Source organism: Mycobacterium sp. NPDC048908 (assembly GCF_043197955.1).
Taxonomy (GTDB): Bacteria; Actinomycetota; Actinomycetes; order Mycobacteriales; family Mycobacteriaceae; genus Mycobacterium.
The window spans coordinates 1-22,807 of the sequence record NZ_JBICUE010000024.1 but is presented as its reverse complement, the minus strand read 5'-3'; the positions used below and the strand labels follow the sequence as shown (position 1 = coordinate 22,807).

The window sequence follows — 22,807 nt, the reverse complement described above, 5'->3', positions numbered from 1 at the left end:
GCCGATGCCAGTCCGGAGCCGAAGCGTCATCGCGGCGGCCGTGCTGTCGTTGGTTGGCGCGCTGGGTCTGTCAGGATGCGGGGCAGGCAGCGCCGACAGCATCAACTACGCAGTGGACGGCATGCTGGTCACCTACAACACCAACACCGTCGCGGGTGCGGCCTCGGGTGGACCGCAGGCCTTCGCGAGGGTGCTGACGGGCTTCAACTACCACGGGCCCGACGGGCAGATCATCGGCGACCACGACTTCGGCACCGTCTCGGTGGTCGGCCGCGCCCCACTGGTGCTCGATTACGAGATCAATGCCAACGCGGTGTATTCGGACGGCAAACCGATCACCTGCGACGACATGGTGCTGGCATGGTCGTCGCAGTCCGGCCGACTGCCCGGCTTCGACGCAGCCAACCGCGCCGGATACAGCGACATCGCGCGGGTGGACTGCACGCCGGGCCAGAAAAAGGCGCGCGTGACGTTCGCCCAGGACCGGGGTTTCGTCGACTTCGGCCAGTTGTTCGCCGCGACGTCGATGATGCCGTCGCACGTCATCGCCGACGAACTCGGCCTAGGGGATGGGGGCGTCACCTCGGCTCTCTTGAGCAACGACGGCCCGATGGTCGAACGGATCGCACAGGTGTGGAACAACACCTGGAACCTCGATGCCGACAATTTCGACGCCAAACGGTTCCCGGCCTCGGGCCCCTACAAGCTCGAGTCGGTCAACAAAGACGGCTCAGTCGTCCTTGCCGCCAACGACAAATGGTGGGGCGCCAAGGCCGTCACCAAGAAGATCACCGTGTGGCCCCGCGGCGCCGACATCCAGGACAAGATCAATCAAGGCGTCTACGACGTCGTCGACGTGGCGGCGGGCTCGTCGGGGACCTTGAACCTGCCAGACGACTATGTGCGCTCGGACTCGCCGTCGGCCGGCATCGAACAGCTCATCTTCGCGCCGCAGGGCCCGATGGCGGCGGTGCCCGCCCGTCGCGCGTTGGCCATGTGCACGCCGCGCGACATGATCGCCAAGAACGCATCGGTGCCCGTCGCCAATTCGCGGCTGAATCCGGCGTCCGAGGATGCGTTCAGTCCCGCAGAAGGGGCTGTGGAGGCAGGACAGTTCGCGGTCGCCAACGCCGACGCCGCCCGCGCCGCAATCAACCAGCCACTGACCGTGCGGATCGGATACCAAAGCCCGAATGCCCGGCTCGCCGCGGCGGTCGGCGCCATCGCGAAGGCATGCGCCCCCGCCGGAATCACAGTTCAGGACGCCGCGGCCGACACCATCGGCCCAGTGAGTCTGCGGGACAACAAGATCGACGTGCTGATCGCGAGCACCGGCGGCGCCGCAGGCAGTGGGTCGACGGGTTCGTCGGCGATGGACGCCTATGACCTGCACACCGGAAACGGCAACAACCTGTCGGGCTACAGCAACGAGCGCATCGACGGCATCATCGCGTCGATCGCGGTGACATCCGACCCGAAGGAAGTCGCCCGACTGCTCGGTGAGGGCGGCTCGATCCTGTGGGCCGACATGCCGACGCTGCCGCTGTACCGCCAGCAGCGGACGCTGTTGACTTCGAAGAAGATGTACGCCGTGAGTGGCAATCCGACTCGGTGGGGCGCGGGGTGGAATATGGACCGTTGGATGCTGGGGTCATGACCGAGATTTCCGAACTGGTCGCCTCGCTGACCCGGGAAGTAGCCGACTTCCCGGAGCCGGGCATCCAGTTCAAAGACCTCACGCCGGTGCTCGCTGACGCGCGCGGCCTGGACGCCGTGTCCGATGCGCTGGCGGACATTTCACGGGGTGCCGACCTGGTGGCCGGGGTGGACGCCCGCGGCTTCCTGCTGGGCGGCGCCGTCGCGATCAAGCTGGGTATCGGGGTGCTCGCCGTCCGCAAGGGCGGCAAACTGCCGCCGCCGGTGATCGGCGAAACCTACAACCTGGAGTACGGCACCGCCACGCTGGAGGTTCCCGCCGAAGGCATCGAACTGGCAGGCCGGAACATCGCGATCATCGACGACGTTTTAGCCACTGGCGGGACGGTGGCCGCCACCGCGAAGCTGCTCCGGCACGCCGGGGCGACGGTGACTGGGGCCGCGGTGATACTGGAACTGGCCGCGCTCGGGGGTCGCGACCTGCTCAAACCGCTGCCAGTGCGCAGCTTGCACACGGTGTGAGGGATATCCTCGAAGTCTGGCTCGATGAGCACATAGGAGGTGAGCATGGCTGACGATCCCGGCACGGGACAGGCCGTGCAGGCACCTCCTGGGGCTTCGTTGCCCGAGACCCAGCCGATCGAGATTCCGCGCGGACGCGACGAGAAGACGTCGACCAGCGCCTCGCGGCGGGTGAGGGCCAGGCTGGCCCGTCGGATGACCGCCCAGCGCAGCGCCGTCAACCCGGTGCTGGAGCCGCTGGTCGCGGTGCACAAGAGTTTCGTGCCGAAAGCCAATCTGACCTTGCTGCAGAAGGCCTACGAGGTGGCCGAGCAGCGGCACGCCGACCAGATGCGGCGCTCAGGCGATCCGTACATCACCCATCCGCTGGCTGTTGCGAACATCCTGGCCGAGTTGGGCATGGACACCACGACGTTGGTGGCCGCGCTGCTGCACGACACGGTCGAGGACACCGGCTACACGATGGAACAGCTGACCGCCGACTTCGGCGAGGAGGTCGCCCATCTGGTTGACGGCGTCACCAAGCTGGACAAGGTGGCGCTGGGCACCGCGGCCGACGCCGAGACGATCCGCAAGATGATCATCGCGATGGCCCGTGACGGCCGGGTGCTTGTGATCAAGGTCGCCGACCGGCTGCACAACATGCGGACCATGCGTTTCCTGCCGCCGGAGAAGCAGGCGCGAAAAGCCCGTGAGACGCTGGAAGTGATTGCGCCGCTGGCACATCGGCTGGGTATGGCGACGGTCAAGTGGGAGCTCGAGGACCTGTCGTTCGCGATTTTGCACCCCAAGAAGTACGAGGAGATCGTCCGGTTGGTGGCCGACCGGGCGCCGTCGCGTGACACCTATCTGGCCAAGGTCCGCGATGAGATCGTCAACACGCTGACCGCGTCGAAGATCAACGCGACCGTGGAGGGCAGGCCCAAGCACTACTGGTCGATCTATCAGAAGATGATCGTCAAGGGTCGCGACTTCGACGACATTCACGATCTGGTCGGGGTGCGGATCCTCTGCGACGAGATCCGCGACTGTTATGCCGCGGTGGGCGTGGTGCACTCGCTGTGGCAGCCCATGCCAGGACGGTTCAAGGACTACATCGCCCAACCCCGGTTCGGCGTCTACCAGTCACTGCACACCACCGTTGTGGGACCCGAAGGCAAGCCGCTGGAGGTGCAGATCCGCACCAAGGACATGCACAACACCGCGGAGTATGGCATCGCCGCGCACTGGCGGTACAAGGAGACCAAGGGGCGCAACGCACCCCATCCGCATGCCGCCGCCGAGATCGACGACATGGCGTGGATGCGCCAACTGCTCGACTGGCAACGGGAGGCCGCGGATCCCGGCGAGTTCCTCGAGGCTCTTCGCTACGACCTTGCGGTACAAGAGATCTTCGTGTTCACCCCGAAGGGCGATCTGATCACACTGCCAACGGGTTCCACTCCCGTCGACTTCGCGTACGCGGTGCACACCGAGGTTGGCCATCGCTGCATCGGCGCCAGGGTCAACGGCAGATTGGTGGCGCTGGAGCGCAAGCTCGAAAACGGAGAAGTGGTCGAGGTTTTCACCTCGAAGGCGCCGAACGCCGGGCCGTCGCGGGACTGGCAGACATTCGTCGTATCGCCTCGCGCGAAAGCCAAGATCCGGCAGTGGTTCGCCAAGGAACGTCGCGAAGAGGCGCTGGAGTCCGGTAAGGATGCGATCGCACGCGAGGTGCGTCGCAGCGGACTTCCGTTGCAGCGCTTGATGAATGCCGAGTCGATGGCTGCGCTGGCCCGCGAACTGCGCTACACCGACGTCTCGGCGCTCTATACCGCGGTGGGAGAGGGACACGTCTCGGCGCGGCACGTCGTGCAGCGTCTGGTGGCCCAACTCGGTGGTGACGACGAGGCCGCCGACGAGCTCGCCGAACGCTCCACACCCGCAACCATGCCGGTGCGGCAGCGCACCAACGACGACGTCGGCGTTGCGGTGCCGGGTGCGCCGGGGGTGCTGACGAAGCTGGCCAAGTGCTGCACACCGGTCCCAGGCGACAACATCATGGGCTTCGTCACCCGCGGAGGTGGCGTCAGCGTGCACCGCACGGACTGCACGAACGCCGCGTCCCTGCAAGAACAGTCGGAGCGAATCATCGACGTGAACTGGGCGCCGTCACCGTCGTCGGTGTTCCTGGTGGCCATCCAGGTCGAGGCGCTCGACCGACACCGATTGCTCTCCGATGTCACGCGCGTGCTGGCCGACGAGAAGGTCAACATCTTGTCCGCATCGGTGACCACGTCCAACGACCGCGTGGCCATCAGCCGGTTCACCTTCGAGATGGGTGATCCGAAGCACCTTGGCCACGTGCTCAACGTGGTGCGCAACGTGGAGGGCGTCTACGACGTCTACCGGGTCACTTCTGCGGCGTGATTTCACGACGCAAAATTTGACCATTCAATTGCCTTGTCTGTAATACTGCGGCGGTGCGTTTGGCTTGGGTGGTGCTGATGGCTTCGCTGGCGATGGCGTCGGCCGCGTGTAGTTCGACGATCAAGCCTGACGGGGCGGCGAACTCCGTCGTCGATCTGGTGTCGAAGCAGACCGGATTCAAGCCCACCGACGTGAAGTGTCCGTCGGGCGTCGACGCCGAGGTCGGCAAGCAGTTCGAATGCCACTTCACCGGGCCCGAGGGCAAGGAGTACACCGCCCGGATGAAGGTCACCAAGGTCCAGGGTGACGACGTCGAGTTCTACATCAAGACCGCACCGACCAAATAGCTCGGTGCTTGCTCAGTCCTCGCGCGAGCAGACATAGAAACGTGCTCGGGACGCCAATTTCACACGTTTCTGCGTCTGCTCGGCGTGCGCGGTGCGCCCACGCGGTGCTAACCGATCCGCGCTGACCTGATCGTCACGTCGGCAACCGGCTTACCGTCCTCGGTTCCGTCTGCCACCCCGGCCGCCGCGACCTTCTCCAGTGTCGCCAACCCGGCGCTGTCGATGGTGCCGAACACCGTGTAGGTCGGCGGGAGCTGAGAGTCCTTGTACACCAACAAGAATTGGCTGCCGTTGGTCCCCGGCCCGGAATTGGCCATGGCCAGTGTGCCGCGCGGATAGACCACGGGGATTTTCAGCGCTGGATCGGCCAGCCGGTACTGGTTCGTCGGGTACTCGTTCGGGAACCGGTAGCCTGGCCCGCCCGTGCCGCTGCCCGTGGGGTCGCCGCACTGCAGCACACCGACGGTGTCCGACGTGGTCAACCGGTGGCACCTGGTGTTGTCGAAGAAGCCCTGCCTGGCCAGGCTGGTGAAGTTGTTGACCGTGCACGGCGCCTGGCTGGTGTGCAATTCCAGGCCGATGCTGCCTTGGGTGGCGGTGAGGTTGGCGCGCAATGTCGCGGGATCCGTTGCAATGCGGCCGTTTTGGGGTGGGCGTACCGGCTTGCTTGCCGGTTCGGTGGTCGCCGGATACTGGCAATTCGAGCCGAGCGTCTTGCTCGGGGTGAACGGCGGCAGGTTTCGCTCGGCCGGTGACGGGCTGGCGGTGATGCCCGGGTAATCGGAGGTCAACCCGTCCAACGACTCGAGCTCACGCGAGATCCGGACGAGGAACAACGCGCTCAACGCCACCACCAACACGGTGAGCACCGTGATCAGATAGCCGATCACCAGCCCGGCGACGGCCAGCCCGCGACCCTCCTCGCCGGTCCTGCGGATCTGCGACAGCGACAGGTGGCCGAACACGATGCCCAGCGGGGCGAACAGGAACGCGCACACCAGCGAGGCGATGGCCAGCCCGTTGGTCGGCGGCGCCGGGGGATAACCGTAATACCCCGGATAGCCGCCGGACGGGGCCGGTGGATACGCGCCGTACGGCGGCGGAGTGGTCATGCCCCGACGTCAGTCCAGCAGGATCGACTTGATCGTCACGTCGTCCTTAGGCTTACCGTCCTGGCCACCGTCTGCGGTGCCCGCTGCGGCGATCTTGTCCAGCGTGGCCAGCCCGGTCTGGTCGATGGTGCCGAACACCGTGTAGTTGGGCGGCAGCTGCGAGTCCTGGTAAACCAGGAAGAACTGGCTGCCGTTGGTGCCAGGACCCGCGTTGGCCATTGCCAGCGTGCCGCGCGGATACTTCACCGGTTCCTGCAGCTTCGGGTCGTCGGGCTGGAACTGGTTGGTCGGGTATTCGTTGTCGAACTGGTAGCCGGGCCCGCCGGTGCCTTGCCCTGTGGGGTCGCCGCACTGCAGCACGGCCAGCCCCGGAGAGGTGGTCAGCCGGTGGCAGGGGGTGTCGTTGAAGTATCCCTGCTGGGCCAGGCTCGCGAAGCTGTTGACGGTGCACGGCGACTTCGCGTTGTCCAACTGCAGCCCGAGGTTGCCTTGATTGGTCGACATGCTGGCGCTGACCTGCGCCGGATCGGTGGGCACCTTTCCGGTGCGTGGGGGCTGGGTCGGCTTGGTGGCCTTGGCCTGGGTCGCCGGGTATTGGCAGTTGGCGCCGAGGTTGGCCGGCGCGACGAAGGGGGGCAGTTCGCCCGGCGCCGCAGGAGCCGCGCTGGTGGGTGCGGCCGAGGTCGTCGTCGCCGCGGACGCGGTCTGGCTGCCGGAGTCCTTGTTGGTGACGACGATGGTGGCCACGATGGCGCCGATCACGACGATCGCCGCGACCGCCGACCCGGCGATCGTGTAGATGCGGCGTCTGCGTTCCTTCGCGGCTCGGCGCTCGAGCTGACGCTCCAGTTTGCGCTTCGCTGTTGCCCGCCGTTGTTCGTTGGTCGGCACCGCCGCTGTCCTCCTCATGATCTGCTCGGTCGGCAACGAGTGTGCCAGCAATTGCTGAATGCGGGGGTCGCGACCCTCGTGAACAGGAAATGGGACACTGGACGCCGTGTTGATCACCGGCTTCCCGGCAGGCATGTTGGCGTGCAATTGCTACGTGCTGGCCGCCAAGGCCGGCGCCGACGCGATCATCGTCGACCCGGGGCAACGGGCGATGGGGAGGCTGCGGCAGATTCTCGACGACAACCACCTGACGCCGGCGGCGGTGATGCTGACCCACGGCCACATCGACCACATCTGGTCCGCGCAGAAGGTGGCGGATATGTACGGCTGCCCGGCCTACATCCACCCCGAGGACCGGTTCATGCTGACCGACCCGATCAAGGACTTCGGGCTCGGTTTTATTGCCGGCATCGCCCGCTCCGCCTTCGGCGCCATGTTCCGGGAACCCAAACAGCTCGTTGAGCTGGACCGCGACGGGGACAAGGTAGATGTGGGTGATGTGACCGTCACCGTCGACCACACGCCAGGCCACACCCGAGGCTCCGTGGTGTTCCGGGTCGACGAAGGTATTGGGCGGGGCCCCGGCTCTCTGATCTTCAGCGGCGACACCCTGTTCCGCCAGTCGGTGGGCCGGACCGATCTGCCCGGCGGCAGCGGCCGCGAGCTCCTCGACTCCATCGTGACAAAACTGTTGGTGCTCGACGACGACACCGTGGTACTACCTGGACACGGTGAAAAGACCACGATCGGCGCCGAACGCCGCACCAACCCGTTCCTCGAAGGCTTGAGCTAGTGAGCGATTTTCAGGCGCCCAAGGGCGTCCCGGACTACTTGCCGCCCGATTCGGCGCAGTTCGTGGGTGTGCGCGACGGCCTGCTCGACGCCGCCCGGCGCGCAGGCTACGGCGACATCGAACTGCCCATCTTCGAGGACACCGCGCTGTTCGCGCGCGGCGTCGGTGAATCCACCGACGTGGTGTCCAAGGAGATGTACACCTTCGCCGACCGCGGCGATCGGTCGGTGACGCTGCGACCGGAGGGCACCGCGGGGGTGATGCGCGCGGTCATCGAGCACGGCCTGGACCGCGGGCCGCTGCCGGTGAAGCTCTGCTACGCCGGGCCGTTCTTCCGCTACGAGCGCCCGCAGGCCGGCCGCTACCGGCAGCTGCAGCAGGTCGGCGTCGAGGCGATCGGCGTCGATGACCCCGCGCTGGACGCCGAGGTGATCGCCGTCGCCGACGCCGGCTTCCGCTCGCTTGGGCTCGACGGGTTTCGGCTGGAGATCACGTCGCTTGGCGACGACACCTGCCGACCGCAGTACCGGGAACTGTTGCAGGACTTCCTGTTCAAGCTCGACCTGGACGAGGAAACTCGTCGGCGCGCCGAGATCAACCCGCTGCGGGTGCTCGACGACAAGCGCCCCAAGATGCGCGAGATGACCGCCGACGCGCCGGTGATGCTGGACCACCTCTCCGATGTGGCCAAGCAGCACTTCGACACGGTGCTCGCGCATCTCGACGCGTTGGGTGTGCCCTATGTGATCAACCCACGCATGGTGCGGGGACTGGACTACTACACGAAGACGACGTTCGAGTTCGTCCACGACGGGCTCGGCGCGCAGTCGGGCATCGGTGGCGGCGGCCGCTACGACGGGCTGATGAGCCAGCTCGGCGGAAAAGATCTGTCCGGCATCGGTTTTGGTCTCGGTGTCGATCGGACGCTGCTGGCGCTCAAGGCAGAGGGCAAGACGGTCGGCGGCACCACCCGCGTCGATGTGTTCGGGGTGCCACTTGGGGAGGCGGCCAAGCTCACACTCGGTGTGCTGGCCGCCAGGTTGCGGGCTGCCGGGGTGCGCGTCGATCTGGCCTACGGCGACCGCGGCATCAAGGGCTCCATGCGCGCCGCCGATCGCTCTGGTGCGTCCATCGCGTTGGTGGCCGGTGACCGTGACATCGAGGCCGGCACGGTCGGGGTGAAGAACCTGGCGACCGGTGAGCAGGTCGACATCCCCGTCGACGCCGTGCTGTCCGAAGTGCTGTCCCGGCTGAGCCGCGCCTGATCTCTCTCCGGCGAGTGACCGCGTCTGTACGCCGACACGCCGTCACGCGGCGTGCAAACGCGGTTGCTCGCGGACGAGGCCGGATTCAGCCTTGCCGCACGGCGGCGGCCAACACTTCGTCGATGTTGCCGATGCCGCCGTCGAACGGATTGCCGCGTTTGAGAACATGGGTGCCACCGGCCGTCAACGCGACGAGTTTCGGTGAGCTCGAACCGATTTGCATTCTGCGCGCGAAGCGCACCTGATCCAGTGAGACGACGGCACCACCGCCGTAGCTGAACAATCCGAGCTTGCGGTCGATGACGGCGACCGGGCGGCATTGATGCAGCGGTTGGCTGCGGCGGCCGCGAATCTTGCGGACCACGGCGTACGTCGTCGCCGCGATGCCGAGGGCCACGACCACGAACGCCGCACCCAGCGCCGTCGACGGCACACCCGAAACGAGGGTGACGATGCCAAAGCCGCCGACCACGACAGCGAGCACAGCGAGCACGAAAGTAAATACGGTCAGCGCGCCCGTGCAGCGGTCGAAGACGAGTACGCGACGGCCGTCATCGGTGACGACGAGGCCGCCCGTGTCGGCCAGCGTTTGCGGTGACTGTGGTGTGCTCACCCAGAGCAGACTGCATGTCCGCAGCCGCGGGCGTGGGCGGATTCGCAGAGTCGGTAGGGGTGTCCTTGCGGCGAAGCGAAAATGCCATCCGCGACAGCATGCCGTCGCGCAACGTCAGCGTGTGCAGCAGTACCGCGCTGACATGTGCGGCGATCACCACCACCAACACGTATGCCAGCAGCGAATGTGTCTGGCGAAGAACGAAATAGAGGTTGGCGTCGAATGGGGCTATTCGCGGCAGATGCAGTGACCCGAACACGTCAACGGGCTTGCCGGTCGCCGACACCATCGCCCATCCGACCAGCGGTTGCGCCAGCAGCAGCGCGTACAGCGTCAACTCCGACCCGACGACCATCTTGTGCTCGAGCCAACCCACCGTGTCGGGCAGCTTCGGCGCACGGTGGGTGAACCTGTTGGCGACTCGGACGATGACGATGACGAGGACGGTCACACCGAGGGTCATGTGGATGGCGCGCAACGCCGCGTACGCGCCGATCGAGTTGACCATGACGAACCCGATCAGCAGCATGCTGAACACCAGCAGCGCTGTCAGCCAGTGCAGGATCCGCGTACGCAGCGGGTATCGCGCCTGCGCCGTCACTGTGCGACCTCGTCGACCTGAACGGCGGACGCTGTCTTCGGTTCACCGGACCGCGCCCGATAGGACGCCGCGTACACCGCGGACCGCGCACTCAGCAGCGGGTCGTCAGACGGCTCGATGCCGTCCGGCAACACCAGTGGATCGAAGTTGACGTCGCGGGCGTTCCCGGCTGCCTCGGTCTCGATCGTCGTCAAAGTGAGCACTCCCGCATCGATGGTTCGACGGTCAGCGGGCCACGGCAGTGTGGCGTCGGTGACCGGATCGTTCGGCTGGCCGATCGTCAGGATCAGCCGCCACTGCAGCGGCCCGCTTTTCAGCTGCCGGACGAGCGCGTCGAACAGCGAGTTGGTGGTCCCCGGATGCGGCGGCAACGCCGCCTGCATCGGCACGAAGGCCCACCGCACCGGCGTCCGCCTGCCGCCGTCGTCGACGAAGAAGAAGGTGATGAGGCTGCCGAAGGTGCTGTCAGCGAAGCCGGGGGTCGGCGGATGCTGCTTGATGATCGCCATGGCAGCAGCCGACTCAGGATGCGCCGTCTCGAACGCCGCCATCGCCTTCGGGTCGGGCTTTCCCGTTGCCGGGTCGTTCTTGGACGCAAACAATCGGTCGTAGAAACCCTGCGCCGAATTATCAGGGAACACCGGCAGATTCAGTAGCGCCATCCGCCACTGGGTGGCGTCCGGGAAGGTGAAGGCCAGGCCAAGACCGCGGGCCGCCCCAGGTGCATCCGCCATCATGGGGTTCCCACCGCTCAGTGAGAACCGTCCGATCACCGGCGTTTGTCCGCGCGCGAAAACCGCCGCCTTCGACAGTTGGCGTCCGCTGCCGTTGCTGTCGAAGTGACCGGTGACGACGACGCCCTTGGCGTGATTCCGCCGAAACCCCGGATGAAAGCCGAATACCTTACGGAAACCGTCCATGAAGGTCTCGCGGGTCAGCGCGGCACGCGGACCGATCCAATTGTTGGCGTATGCGACGGCGCCCAGGTCAACGGCCAAGAATGCGCCGACTGCGCCGATACCGAGAAGAACCGAACGGCGGCTCAGTTGGGTCACTACCCGCTAAACGCGTGCGCCTGCAGAACGGTTCAATACTGTGAGCCAAGTCACATTGGAGTTCTATCGCCGAAGTTGACAATGCGTCAATAACGCCCGCCGCTGGGTCGGCAACGTCCTATTCTCGGTGCATCGGGATGGGGGCCCGGATCGGCGGTACTGGCATGACGAGCGATCCGGTGACGACGTCTCGCTGGCGTGGGCGCGGGTGGCCCACGGCACCTTGCAGGTGCGTCGTGGTGCCGGTGCTGCGGGCGGGGTGGATCTCCTTGCCAAGGGACGGCGACAAGCGTGTGACGAAAGGATTAACCTGTCGGCCCACCCCACGTCATTTGCCGTTCGCCGAGCTAGACGTAGCTGCGGGGGCGCTGATGTAACGATCCGGTACCGTGCGGCGATGTGACGGACATGCGAACAGCGACAAGGGTTGGGGCGGCGCTCCTCGTGGCGGCCGCCGGTATTGCGGTAAGTGGTGGCATCGCGAGCGCTGAGCCGGCCGGACACCAGGTGCGGTACACGCTGACGACGGGTGGCCCGGCCGATTTCGACCTCTTCTATCTGACCGCTCAGCCGCCGAGCAAGGACGCCTACAACGCCGACGCCTACTCATTCGTGAAGAAGGAGACCGTGAACCTCGGTCCTGGCGCGCCGTGGGTGTTCGAAACCACGCTCGCGGACCCGCAGTGGGCGATCTTCACCGTCAGCAGCACCACCCATGGCGGCCAGGCCGCGCCGAATCCGCATTGCGAGATCGCCGTCGACGGCCAGGTGGTCGTGCAGCAGGACGGCCCGTACAACCTGCAGTGCAAGCTCGGACAGTGGTGAGGTAGCCGCCGCTTACTGCGACACGCGGCGGTTGTGCACGTCGACCACGACCATGGCCGCGTCCAACAACGGCGTGTCGAGGTCATGCGTGCGGGCATGGTCGGCGAGGTCTGCGAAGACGCCGATCTCTATCGGACGACCGGCCCGCAGATCGCGGAACATCGAGGGGCCGAACATCGACGACGGGTTCGTGAGCACCGCGTCCAAGCCGTTGCGGGCCTCGTCCGTGAGCGGGTGACCCTCTGCGGCCGCGATCGAGGACACCTCGGTCAGCACCCGACGGGCCAACCCGACCCCGCCGTCGGTGCGGGCGATCGGTCCTATCTCGGCGCCCGCCAGGCAGGTGAGCACCGCCGTCGACATGATGAACGCGAACTTCTCCCACATGGCACCGAGGATGTCCTCCCGGGCCGCCACGGCGATGTCGGGTACCTCCAGTTCGGCCCGTGTGCGTCCCAGGCCGTCTGCATCGTCGACGTCGAGCGCACCGAGCTGAATGTCGATACCGGGCGTGACCACGTCGATGACGCCGTCCGCGGCCAACGATGCGTGCAACCGGGCCGCCGCGCCCAGCGCCCGACGCCCGAAGGCGGCTGCCAGTAGCGAGAGATGACCGATGCCGTTGACGATCGGCACGATCCTGGTGCCCGGGCCGACGGCAGGCAGGACATCGTCGATCGCCGACGCGACGGCACTGGCGCGCACCGCGACGACGATGACGTCGTATGTGCCGTTCAAGTCGGCGGAGGTGACGGCGTTGACGTCGACGGTGCGGACGTCGTTGTCGTGGCGCAGCCGTAAACCGCTCTCGCGCAGTCGCGCAAGCGTGTGCGGGTGAACCAGAAAGGTGACGTCGCGACCCGCGGCAATCAACCGGTCGCCGATGTACCCGCCGCCCGCTCCGGCACCCACCACCAAGACGGTCATGCTCTGACTGCCCGCACGAAAGACGCGACCGCAGCGCCGATTTCGTCGGGGCTGTCCTCTTGCAGGAAGTGGATGCCTGGCACGGACACCTCGATCTGGTTCCGCCAGGTGCGCACGAAGTCCAAGGCGCGGCCGCGGATCAACGCCCCGGGTTCGCCCTTGACGAACAGCTTGGGCACGTCGCACTGCGACAGCCACTGGCCGTATTCCGTGACGGTGGCGGCCACATCGGCGGGTTCACCCTCGATGGGGATGTTGCGCGGCCACGTCAGCGTCGGTTTGCGGTCCTCGCCTGCGTTGCGGAATGGTTCGCGGTAGTGCGCCTTCTCCTCATCGGTGAGCTGACGCGCGATGGACGCGGGCAGCACGGCCTCGACGAACATGTTCTGCTCCAACACCATCGACTCGCCATCGGGGGAGCGGAAGCCCTGGAATATGCTGCGCATCGGGCCCGGGAAGTCCGACCACTCGATCGGCATCGCGACGGCTTCCATGTACGCGATGCCCGCCACCCGGTCGCGGTGCCTGTTGGCCCAATCGAAGCCGAGCGCCGAACCCCAGTCGTGCAGAACGAGAATCACCCGGTCGCCGAGATCCAGTTCGTCCCACAAGGCGAACAGATAGTCGCGCTGTTCGGCGTAGTGGTAGCGGTCGGGTCCGGAATCGTCCAGCTTGTCCGAGCCGCCCATCCCGATCAGGTCGCAGGCGATCAGTCGGCCCAGTCCTTCCAGATGCGGCATCACGTTGCGCCACAGGTACGATGACGTCGGGTTGCCGTGCTGGAAAACGATCGCGTCACCTTGACCCTCGTCGATGTAGGCCATTCGCTTTCCGTTGATCTGCTTGTACCGCAACTGCCCGTAGGGGTTCGCTCCCGGCACTGCAACCTCCTCGATTCGATTTCCTGTCAACGGTTTTCGCGGCGATCAGGCCACATGCGGTATCCGCAGGCCACTTAACACCTGCGGCAACGGGCCGCTGTGCAGCACACCGAGCCGCTGAGTGGCGCGGGTGAGGGCGACGTAGAGATCGGCAGCGCCGCGCGGTCCCTCGGCGAGAATGCGCTCAGGCTCGACCACCAGGACCGCGTCGAACTCCAACCCCTTCGTCTCCGACGCGGGCACCGTGCCAGCCACACCGGGCGGACCGATCACGATACTGGTGCCCGGTAGTCCCTTCTCGGTCTGCACGAATTCGTCGATGGCAGAAGCAAGTTCACCTTCGCTGGTCTGCTTGGCCCACGGCTGTGCGCCCGATGCGCGGACGGACTCCGGCGGCTGGACGCCGGGGGCGAACTCTTCGAGCAGCGCGGCGGCGATCGCCATGATCTCGGCCGGGGTGCGGTAGTTCACCGACAGCGGCCGGTACAGCCAGCGGCCTGGCACATAGGGTTCGAGCACGTCGTCCCACGACGTCGCCCCGGCCGCCGCCCGGCGCTGTGCGAGATCGCCGACGATCGTGAAGGACCGGTTCGGGCACCGCCGCATCAGCACCCGCCACTGCATCTGCGACAGTTCCTGCGCCTCGTCGACCACAACGTGCCGGTAGGTCCAATCCCGGTCCGCGGCAGCACGTTCGGCGAGTCCTCGGTAGTCGCGTTCGGCGAAGCGGTCGGCCAGATCCTCGGCGTAGAGGAGGTCGGTGGCCAGCAGCTGGTCCTCGTCGTCCATCAGATCCTCGCGGCCGACCATCAGGTCCAGCACACCCTCGGCGAACGCGGCGTCGGCCTTGCGGTCACGTTCGGCTTCGTCGTCGGGCAGCTTGACCCGCCCCAAGAGGTCGAACAACTCGTCGAGCAGGGCCACGTCCGACACCGTCCACGCATCACCCTTGGCGCGGTGCAACGCCGGATCGGCGCCTGCGGCCTGCAACCGGTGCGGCGATTCGTACAACTCCGCCAGCAGAGACTCGGGCGTCAGCAACGGCCAGAGCTCATCGAGCGCTGCGATGAACTCCTGGGTCTCGGTGAGTTCGGCGAGGAGATCGGCGCGCATGTTCTCCCACGCCTGGCCGTCCTCCCGGGTCAGCCAGCCGCGGCCGATCAACGCGATGGCCCGTTCGGTGAGAACCCACGTGACGATGTCGCTGAACACCGCGCGGGCCTCGTTGTGCGGCAGGCCGCTTGTGCGCGCCTCCTCGATGGCCCACTCGGCGATCTCCGCGTCGATGCGCATGGTGACATCCTTCAACGGGATCCGGATCGGCTGGTCCGGCAGTCGCTGCCTGTCGGCCACCGCCGCGGCGAGCACGTCGAGTATTGCCGTCGAGCCCTTCACCTGCGCGACGTACCGTTCGTCCTCGGCCGTCACGTGCAGACCGGGCACCAGGTCGCCGGGGGTCATGAACACAACGTTGGTTTCACCCAGCGAGGGCAGCACGCGACCGATGTGGTTGAGGAACGCCGCGTTCGGGCCGACCACCAGCACTCCGTGGCGTTCCATGTGCTCACGCTGCGTGTAGAGCAGGTAAGCGACGCGGTGCAGCGCGACCACGGTCTTGCCGGTGCCGGGCCCGCCTTCGATCACCAGTACGCCGGGATGGTCGAGTCGGATGATCTCGTCCTGTTCGGCCTGAATGGTCGCGACGATGTCGCGCATGCCCTCGCCGCGCGGGGCGTTGACCGCGGCCAGTAGCGCAGCATCTCCGCGCGCGCCGCGACCGGGGCGGCCGAACACCTCGTCGGTGAAGTCGACCAACCGGCGCCCGAGACTGTGGAACTGGCGCCGCCTGCGCATGTTCTCCGGATTGGCGGCGGTGGCGACGTAGAACGCCCGCGCCGCCGGTGCTCGCCAGTCCAACAGAACAGGCTCGTAGTCGTTGTCGGCATCGAACAGGCCGATGCGGCCGATGTACGACGGGTCGCCGTCGACGCTGTCCAGCCGGCCGAAGCACAGCGCGTGGTCGGCGACGTTCAGCCGGTTCATCTCTCGCGCCAGCGCGCGGACCTCGGCGTCGCGCTCCACGAGCGGCAGGCCGTCTTCCCGCAGCGCAGCGCGGTAGCGGTCTTTCACGCGCGTTCGCTCGCCGTCGAGCCGCGCATAGAGCCCGTCGAGGTGACTCTGCTCGGACTGCAATTCGTCTTCGTAGGACACGTGCCTCATTTCCTGATCTGTGGCCTCGATCCGGCCCCTATCGAAGGTAGGGGAGGATTCTGCGGCATGACCCCAGTCTTGCCGCAAGCCACCACCCGCGTTATACGGTGAAACGGGCACCACGCCGAAACACACGAGTAATTACCTTGACATCATCTCGAACAAGCGTTCGAATGGTGGAGTGCGGTGGGATCGGCAGGGCGTCAGCGTCGACGACGGCGCCCTGCCCGGCTTGCAACGCATCGGCTTCGTGCGCAGCGTCCGCAGCCCCCAATTCGAGGGCATGACGTTTCACGAGATTCTCTGCAAAACCGCGCTGAACAAGGTGCCCGCAGCCTCGATGCTGCCGTTCCGGTACACCGTGAACGGCTACCGCGGATGTTCGCACGCCTGCCGGTACTGCTTCGCGCGGCCCACCCACGAGTACCTCGATCTCGACTGCGGCACCGATTTCGACACCCAGGTCGTGGTGAAGACCAACGTCGCCGAGGTGCTGCGGCGCGAGCTGCACCGCCGGACGTGGCAACGCGAGACCGTCGCGCTCGGCACCAACACCGACCCTTATCAACGCGCCGAGGGCCGCTACGCGCTGATGCCGGGCATCATCGGTGCACTCGCGGAGTCCGGCACGCCGTTCTCCATCCTGACCAAGGGCACGCTGCTGCGTCGGGATCTGCCGTTGCTCACCCAGGCCGCGGACACCGTCGAGGTCAGCGTTGCGGTGTCGCTGGCGATCGGGGATCCCGAGTTGCATAAGGACGTCGAGCCCGGAACACCCACGCCGCAAGCGAGATTGGCGCTCATCTCGGCAATCCGCGAAGCCGGCCTCGGGTGCCACGTGATGGTCGCGCCGGTGCTGCCCCGGTTGACCGATTCGGTCGAGCACCTCGACTCGCTGCTACGCCAGATCGCGGCCGCCGGGGCCACGGGTGTGACGGTGTTCGGTTTGCATCTGCGCGGTTCGACGCGCGGCTGGTTCATGGGATGGTTGGCGAAATCGCATCCCGAGCTCGTGCGGGAGTACCGCGAGTTGTACAGGCGCGGAGCGTATCTGCCGTCCGAATACCGGAAGATGCTGCATGACCGGGCGGCACCGCTGGTGGCCAAGTACGGGTTGGCCCCCGACCGGCGGTCCTTCCGCGCGGCGGAGCAGGCCGCGCCGCCACCGCCCGCTGAGGTCCTGCAGCCCACACTCTTCTAGCGCGAGCAGACGCAGAATGTTCCAAATCATCGGCGTGTCGGAACTTTCTGCGTCTGCTCGCGAAGGAAAGGCCCTCAGGTTTTGTTGCGCTTCACCTGGTTGAATGGCACACCGCGGTCGGCGGCGTACTCGCGAGGGAAGCCGAGAATGCGTTCGCCGATGATGTTTTTCGCAATCTCGGTGGTGCCCCCGCCGAGTGCACTTGCCTGCCGTGACAGATAACGGTCGCCGTAGCGGATCAGGTCGTCGCCACCATCGACCACCCCCGCACTGCCCGTGATGGCCAAAACGGTGTCGATCTCCAGATGGTGGATTTCCGCGTGGGTCACCCGGATGATCGAACCCGCTGCGGGCGGCAGCGATCCGGCGAGGACGCCATGGTAGACGTGGTCGATCAACTGGTCGCGCACAGCCCTGTGCACCAGCGCCCGGCCCGCCAGTTCACGCAGTCGCTCGTTGTCCTGCTGCCCCAACGTTGCCAACAGCGACACGTAATCGATCGGCACATCGGATTTGCCTTCGGCGCCTATACCGCTGGCGAATTGGGAACCGCCTCCGACGGCGCGTCGCTCGTGGTGAAGCTGCCTGGATGCCACGTGCCAGCCCTGGTTGACTTCGCCGACGACGGCGTCGTCACCGAGTTCGAGGTTGTCCAAGAACTCTTCACAGAACTCGACCGATCCGTTGACCTGCTTGATCCGCCGCAGGGTGATGCCGGGGCTGTTGATGGGCACCAGGAACATCGTCAGGCCCTCATGCTTGGGCACGTCCCAGTTGGTGCGGGCCAACATCAATCCGTAATCGGCCGCGAATGCGCTTGTGCTCCAGGTCTTCGCGCCGTTGATCACCCACCTGTCGCCGACCCGGTCGGCCCTGGTGATCACGCCGGCCAGATCTGATCCACCGCTCGGTTCGGACAGCAGTTGGACCAGTACCTCGTCCCCGCGCAATACCGCCGAGATGTGCTGACGTTTCTGCTCTTCTGAGGCGGTGTCGAGAATCGTTGCAGCGCAGATGGTAAACGTCGGCGTGTTCAGGATGACCGGCATCTCGTAGTTACGGGATTCATTGTCGAACGCCTTCTGGTAGGCGATCGGCAGCCCGAGACCGCCGTACTCCCGAGGGAAGCAGATCCCGGCGAATCCACCGGCATGCAGCTTCTTTTGAAGTTCACGAGCGCGGCGCCACGGCTCCTCTTCGCCGCGGTCGTGCTCGGGCGGGTTGGCAGGATCGATGCGAGGCATGTTGTCAGCCAGCCACGCTCGGGCGCGGGCGGCGAACTCCTCGACCGATTCCGTCTGGGCCGGTGCAGATGCCGTTTCGGTCACGAGGCGGCCTCCAGTTGCCTGGTGAGGTCGTAGACCCGCAGATTGTGTTCCTCAGGCGTCCCGAACATCGAGCGGTACAGCGTGGCTCGGCGCAGGAACAGATGCAGGTCATGCTCCCACGTCACACCGATACCGCCGTGCAATTGGACGCAGTCCTGCAGCATGCCGGGAGAATGTTCCCCCACATAGGATTTCGCGACACTGACCGCGAGTTCGGCGCCCGGTGAACGCGACGCCACTTGTGCGACCGCGGCGTTGGACGTCGCGCGGCAGGACTCGAAGCCGATTTTCAAATCGGCGTACTTGTGTTTGAGCGCCTGGTAGGAGCCGATCGGACGGCCGAACGAATGCCGGTCGAATCCCCATTGGATGGTGAAGGCCAGCACGGTGTCCAGGATGCCGACCACCTCCGCGCACTGCAGCATCTGCGCGATCTGGCTCTGCCGGGCGATCATGCCGGCCGTCTGCTCGGCAGAGCCGACCACCGCGGACTTGTCGACCTCGACGCCGTCGAAGTGCACTCGGGCATAACTTTTGACCATGTCGATGGACCGCTGCGATTCGACACGAACCCCAACTGCGTCCGTCGGAACCAGGAACTGTCGCACTTCGCCGTCGCATCGTGCGACGACCATCAGCACCGCACTCTGCAGTCCCGCTTCGACGCGATCCTTGACACCGTCGATCCGGTACCCGTTCTCCGTGCGCGTCGCCGTGGCCGACACGTCCAGCGGCGCCCACCGCTTACCAGGTTCATACACCGCCCACGAGCCGACCGCCTCACCCGAAACGAGGGCTTCGATTGTCTCCTGGTGGTTTTCGGGCGCCTCGACGAGTCCGGCCAACACGGTGCTGACCGGATGCAGCGGTCCGGGGCAGACGGTTCTGCCCGCCAGCTCGGCGACGAGCGCCAAGTCGGCCACTCCGTTCCCGGACACGCTGCCACCGCCGAGTTCCTCCCCGACGAGCAGGCTCGTCCATCCGAGCTCGGCGGCTCGCCGCCACCAGTCGGCGTCGAAGGAGATGCCCGCCGCGTACAGGTCCCGCAACCGGCTCAGCGAGGCTTCCTTCTGCAGGAACGACTCCGTCGTCGAGGCGAACAGCAACCGTTCTGGATTTGCGTCGTCGGTCATGTGATCCGTTCAGGCAGGGATGACGAGCGGTGGCACGTCAGGGTTGTGGACGATCTTGTTCTCGACTTTGAACAGGTCGATCATGTTGCCGCCCATGACTTTCCGCTGTCCCTCCTCGTCGAGACCCTGCAGGTCGTCGATCAGGTGGGTAGGCTCGGCCAGGCCTTCGGGATGCGGCCAGTCGGATCCGAAGATCACCCGGTCGATCCCGCACAGATCGGCCATCTTGGCGAAGTCGTCCTCCCAGAACGGCGCCACATAGACACCTCGTTTGAATGCGTCGATCGGGTTCTCGGGAAACGCCTGCGGCATCTTCTTGTAGGTGTTCTCGAACTGCTTGAACAGGTAGGGCACCCAGTCGGCGCCGTTCTCGATCGACAGAATGCGCAGTTCGGGGTTGCGGGTGAGCGCACCGTGGCACACCAGCGCCGCCATCGAGTCCTCGATCGGCCGCTTGCCCATCGATACCATTCGGAACGCCGTCGGCTTGAACGGCAGGAACTCGTCAGCAGGCTCCCAATCGTTGAGGTACTCCGCGTAACCCGAGTCCGACGCGTGCATCGACACCGGGATCCCAGCCTTGGCGCATGCGTCCCAGAATGGGTCGAATTCCTCGGTGCCGAAGGACCGCGTGCCGCGCATACCGGGCACCGGGGCCGGGCGGACGAGTACGGTTTTCGCGCCGCGCTCGAGACACCACTCGAGTTCCTCGAGGGCACGGTCGACGATCGGCAGCGTGATCACCGGGGTGGAGAAGATGCGGTTCTCGTAGTTGAACTGCCATGTCTCGTACATCCATTCGTTCAGCGCGTGGATGACGTCGTGGATCAGTTCGGGATCGTCCTTCATCCGCTCCTCGACGAGGCTGGCCAGGGTCGGGAACATCAGCGAGTAATCGAGCCCGAGCCCATCCATCACCTCCAGTCGCGCGGCGGGCTCGCGGAACGCCGGAATCGCCTTCATCGGCTTGCCCATCACCTCGCGGAAGCTCTTGCCGCCGCTGCCGTGCCGGAAGTATTCCTCCTGCGCGCCTGGGCGCGCGACGACTTCGAACGTGGGGTTGGGGATGTAGTCGCTGACCTGGTTGCGGACCATGATCTTGGTGCGGCCGCGGACCTCGATGTAGTCGATGACGTTCTTGCGGTGGTCCGGCAGGAACTTGGTCAGCGCCTCTTTGGGCTCGTAGAAGTGGTTGTCGGCGTCGAACACCGGATACGGAAGCTTGCGGGCCATTTCCGCCTCCTGGAAGTCTCATTGGCTGATAATGGTAATGACATTACCACGTCTGTACCAGCGTAAACAGCGCCCCGGGCAAGAACCTGTACCCGGCAGGTCAGCCCGGGTCGGCGCGGCCTTGCAGGCCGCCGATGCAGAACGTGTAGATGTCATCGGCGCTGACGGGAACGCCGTTGAGTTCCGCGCCGAGCACTTGCAACCGCATCGCGCCGAGCGCCGATTGCATGATCAATGCGGCGGTGGCGTCGACGTCGGGCCCGCCGCGGAAGGCGCCGTCGGCGATACCGCGGTTGACGATGTCTTTGATCAGGTCGTGCAGCGGCGCGAGCACACGCGCATACTCGCGGGGCAGTGTCTCGGCCAGGCGGTCGTTGTAGGAGGTCAGACCGCGGTTGACCCTGTCTTGGGTGGTTGTTTCGGCCGGCGAGCAGATGCGGTCGATGAGCACCCGCAGCGCCGCGTCGGGAGCCAGGCCCGCGGTGTCCTCACGCCACTTGCGCGTCGACTCGGACATGATCTTGTCGATCAACGCCAGCAGCAACTCGTCCTTGGTCGAAAAGTGTTGGTAGAACGACCGCAACGAGGTCTTGGACCGCTCGACGACCTCGAGCACGGTGAAGTCGGTACGGCCGGTCTCGCCGAGAATCGCCAGCGCCGACCTCATGAAGCGGCGTTCCCGAGGCTCGGTGTCGATGCCGGACGCGTCCGGCGTCCGTCCACTGGACTTCGCCACGGTAATGACGTTACCGGTTTTGCAGAAGCTCGGTTACTGTTCCGTGCCATGACGACAGACTCAGCGCAGACGTGGAGCGTGGCCGGACTGCTCGACCTGTTCGACGTGCAGCAGCGCGGGGAGAACCGGTTCATCGCCAACACCGGGCCTGCCGGCGAGGATGAGCGCCAGGTGGTGGAGGGGACCCAGGTGCTGGCCCAGGCGATCGTCGCGGTGGCCAAACGTTTCCCGGACAAGTCGGTGCGGTCGGCGTCCGCGGTGTTCGCCCGAGCGGTGATGGTCGGGGCAGGGCCGGTCGAGTTGGAGATCGACGTGATGAGTGAAGGGCGATCCACCGCAACGGCGATCGTCGCAGCCAACCAGAACGGCAAGCGGTACATCACGGTGACTGTGCTGGCCGACGTGCCGACGGCCGACGTCATCCGGCACCATCTGCCACGCCCCGATGTCGCGGGGCCCGACGATGCGAACGTCTCGCCGATGCCGATGGATGGCAGGCAGGTGCGAGTGGTCGACGTCGTCGACGTGAACAGCCCCGACGAGGTCGGCCCGCCAGAGCTGTACGCCTGGGTGCATTACGATCCGATCCCGTCGCGTGACGACCTGGCCAAGGCGTTGATCGCGTATTTCACTGGGCATCTTGGCATTTCGACGACCATGCGCCCGCACGCAGGCATCGGCACCGCCCAGGCACATCTGACCGTTTCGACTGCACCGATGATGGTGACGGTGAGCTTTCACGAACCGGTGCGGTGGGACGGCTGGCTTCTCTACAGCCATGAGAGCACCCAGGTCGGCGCGGGCATGTCCTATGTGCGGGGTGCGGTGCACACCGAGGAAGGCGAGTTGATCGCCTCCTTCACCCAGGACGCGTTGATCCGGCCGCTGCGCACCACCGACACATCGATCAAGGAACAGTCGCGTTTGTAGCGCGAAACTTCCCCCGCGAGCAGACGTAAAACTGCCCGAAATGCGCCGGCGGTTTCTAGCGCTCTATGCAACAGCGGTCGGTGTGGACGGGTTGGAGAGTAGTTCGTCGAGGGCTTCGGCGGGTGTTTTCCAGTCCAG

Annotated in this window: 21 protein-coding genes; 9 read left to right on the top strand and 12 right to left on the bottom strand. The window is 65.9% G+C overall.

The annotated features are described in order from the left end of the window. Positions 1–4 precede the first annotated feature (4 nt). From ACGFK1_RS31505 to ACGFK1_RS31490, 4 genes are read left to right on the top strand one after another with little or no spacing between them, the layout of a single operon-like run. Entirely contained in the window at positions 5–1,657 is a 1,653-nt protein-coding gene (locus ACGFK1_RS31505; RefSeq protein ID WP_393439248.1) for an ABC transporter substrate-binding protein, read from the top strand. Further along, positions 1,654–2,178 carry an adenine phosphoribosyltransferase gene (locus ACGFK1_RS31500; protein ID WP_393439246.1) on the top strand — a complete coding sequence of 175 codons (525 nt, stop codon included), beginning with the start codon at positions 1,654–1,656 and terminating at the stop codon, positions 2,176–2,178. The genes ACGFK1_RS31505 and ACGFK1_RS31500 overlap by 4 nt, the downstream gene beginning before the upstream one ends. A 45-nt stretch (positions 2,179–2,223) precedes the next feature. Beyond that, a complete protein-coding gene (locus tag ACGFK1_RS31495) occupies positions 2,224–4,587 on the top strand; it encodes a RelA/SpoT family protein (RefSeq protein WP_393439243.1) in 2,364 nt (787 codons plus the stop codon). A gap of 53 nt (positions 4,588–4,640) precedes the next feature. Continuing rightward, entirely contained in the window at positions 4,641–4,934 is a 294-nt protein-coding gene (locus tag ACGFK1_RS31490) for a DUF4333 domain-containing protein (protein WP_393439241.1), read from the top strand. Between the two features lie 107 nt (positions 4,935–5,041). On the opposite strand, the gene ACGFK1_RS31485 is transcribed toward ACGFK1_RS31490, so the two are convergent. Then, complete coding sequence (locus tag ACGFK1_RS31485; RefSeq protein ID WP_393439238.1) at positions 5,042–6,046, bottom strand: peptidylprolyl isomerase; 1,005 nt, start codon at positions 6,044–6,046, stop codon at positions 5,042–5,044. Positions 6,047–6,055: 9 nt separating this feature from the next. Then, positions 6,056–6,937 (bottom strand): peptidylprolyl isomerase, encoded by an 882-nt coding sequence (locus tag ACGFK1_RS31480; RefSeq protein WP_393439356.1) that lies wholly within the window; start codon positions 6,935–6,937, stop codon positions 6,056–6,058. A 106-nt stretch (positions 6,938–7,043) separates the two neighbouring features. Between ACGFK1_RS31480 and ACGFK1_RS31475 the strand changes: the two genes are divergently transcribed. Both ACGFK1_RS31475 and hisS read left to right on the top strand, forming a co-directional pair. Continuing rightward, positions 7,044–7,730, top strand: coding sequence for an MBL fold metallo-hydrolase (locus ACGFK1_RS31475; protein WP_393439235.1), 687 nt, complete (start codon positions 7,044–7,046; stop codon positions 7,728–7,730). Next, complete coding sequence (gene hisS / locus ACGFK1_RS31470) at positions 7,730–8,995, top strand: histidine--tRNA ligase (RefSeq protein ID WP_393439232.1); 1,266 nt, start codon at positions 7,730–7,732, stop codon at positions 8,993–8,995. The genes ACGFK1_RS31475 and hisS overlap by 1 nt, the downstream gene beginning before the upstream one ends. An 85-nt stretch (positions 8,996–9,080) precedes the next feature. Here the strand turns inward: hisS and ACGFK1_RS31465 are convergent, their stop codons facing one another. From ACGFK1_RS31465 to ACGFK1_RS31455, 3 genes are read right to left on the bottom strand one after another with little or no spacing between them, the layout of a single operon-like run. Beyond that, positions 9,081–9,608 (bottom strand): hypothetical protein, encoded by a 528-nt coding sequence (locus ACGFK1_RS31465; protein WP_393439229.1) that lies wholly within the window; start codon positions 9,606–9,608, stop codon positions 9,081–9,083. Continuing rightward, positions 9,547–10,209: a cytochrome b gene (locus tag ACGFK1_RS31460; protein WP_393439227.1), complete on the bottom strand. Its 663-nt coding sequence runs from the start codon at positions 10,207–10,209 to the stop codon at positions 9,547–9,549. Before ACGFK1_RS31460 ends, ACGFK1_RS31465 begins: the two co-directional genes overlap by 62 nt. After that, positions 10,206–11,264 carry a catalase family peroxidase gene (locus tag ACGFK1_RS31455; protein ID WP_393439224.1) on the bottom strand — a complete coding sequence of 353 codons (1,059 nt, stop codon included), beginning with the start codon at positions 11,262–11,264 and terminating at the stop codon, positions 10,206–10,208. The genes ACGFK1_RS31460 and ACGFK1_RS31455 overlap by 4 nt, the downstream gene beginning before the upstream one ends. Positions 11,265–11,672: 408 nt before the next feature. On the opposite strand from ACGFK1_RS31455, the gene ACGFK1_RS31450 reads away from it, so the two are divergent. Continuing rightward, entirely contained in the window at positions 11,673–12,089 is a 417-nt protein-coding gene (locus tag ACGFK1_RS31450) for a hypothetical protein (protein WP_393439353.1), read from the top strand. Positions 12,090–12,101: 12 nt separating this feature from the next. Here the strand turns inward: ACGFK1_RS31450 and ACGFK1_RS31445 are convergent, their stop codons facing one another. The 3 genes from ACGFK1_RS31445 to helR are packed head-to-tail and all read right to left on the bottom strand — an operon-like array spanning position 12,102 to position 16,117. Then, positions 12,102–13,016 (bottom strand): ketopantoate reductase family protein, encoded by a 915-nt coding sequence (locus ACGFK1_RS31445; RefSeq protein ID WP_393439221.1) that lies wholly within the window; start codon positions 13,014–13,016, stop codon positions 12,102–12,104. Next, positions 13,013–13,897 (bottom strand): haloalkane dehalogenase, encoded by an 885-nt coding sequence (locus tag ACGFK1_RS31440; RefSeq protein WP_393439218.1) that lies wholly within the window; start codon positions 13,895–13,897, stop codon positions 13,013–13,015. Before ACGFK1_RS31440 ends, ACGFK1_RS31445 begins: the two co-directional genes overlap by 4 nt. A gap of 45 nt (positions 13,898–13,942) precedes the next feature. Continuing rightward, positions 13,943–16,117 carry an RNA polymerase recycling motor ATPase HelR gene (gene helR / locus ACGFK1_RS31435; RefSeq protein WP_393439215.1) on the bottom strand — a complete coding sequence of 725 codons (2,175 nt, stop codon included), beginning with the start codon at positions 16,115–16,117 and terminating at the stop codon, positions 13,943–13,945. 172 nt (positions 16,118–16,289) lie between these two features. Between helR and ACGFK1_RS31430 the strand changes: the two genes are divergently transcribed. After that, positions 16,290–17,309: an Rv2578c family radical SAM protein gene (locus tag ACGFK1_RS31430; RefSeq protein WP_393439212.1), complete on the top strand. Its 1,020-nt coding sequence runs from the start codon at positions 16,290–16,292 to the stop codon at positions 17,307–17,309. 74 nt (positions 17,310–17,383) lie between these two features. Here the strand turns inward: ACGFK1_RS31430 and ACGFK1_RS31425 are convergent, their stop codons facing one another. From ACGFK1_RS31425 to ACGFK1_RS31410, 4 genes are all read right to left on the bottom strand, one after another. Beyond that, positions 17,384–18,637, bottom strand: a complete 1,254-nt coding sequence (locus tag ACGFK1_RS31425) for an acyl-CoA dehydrogenase family protein (protein WP_393439210.1) — start codon at positions 18,635–18,637, stop codon at positions 17,384–17,386. Further along, positions 18,634–19,770, bottom strand: coding sequence for an acyl-CoA dehydrogenase family protein (locus tag ACGFK1_RS31420; RefSeq protein ID WP_393439208.1), 1,137 nt, complete (start codon positions 19,768–19,770; stop codon positions 18,634–18,636). Before ACGFK1_RS31420 ends, ACGFK1_RS31425 begins: the two co-directional genes overlap by 4 nt. 9 nt (positions 19,771–19,779) lie before the next feature. Then, positions 19,780–21,003, bottom strand: a complete 1,224-nt coding sequence (locus tag ACGFK1_RS31415) for an amidohydrolase family protein (RefSeq protein ID WP_393439205.1) — start codon at positions 21,001–21,003, stop codon at positions 19,780–19,782. A 100-nt stretch (positions 21,004–21,103) separates the two neighbouring features. Next, a complete protein-coding gene (locus tag ACGFK1_RS31410) occupies positions 21,104–21,739 on the bottom strand; it encodes a TetR/AcrR family transcriptional regulator (RefSeq protein ID WP_393439203.1) in 636 nt (211 codons plus the stop codon). A gap of 48 nt (positions 21,740–21,787) precedes the next feature. Here ACGFK1_RS31410 and ACGFK1_RS31405 point away from each other — a divergent pair, with 48 nt between their 5' ends. Next, positions 21,788–22,669, top strand: coding sequence for an acyl-CoA thioesterase (locus ACGFK1_RS31405; protein WP_393439200.1), 882 nt, complete (start codon positions 21,788–21,790; stop codon positions 22,667–22,669). Positions 22,670–22,807 lie beyond the last annotated feature (138 nt).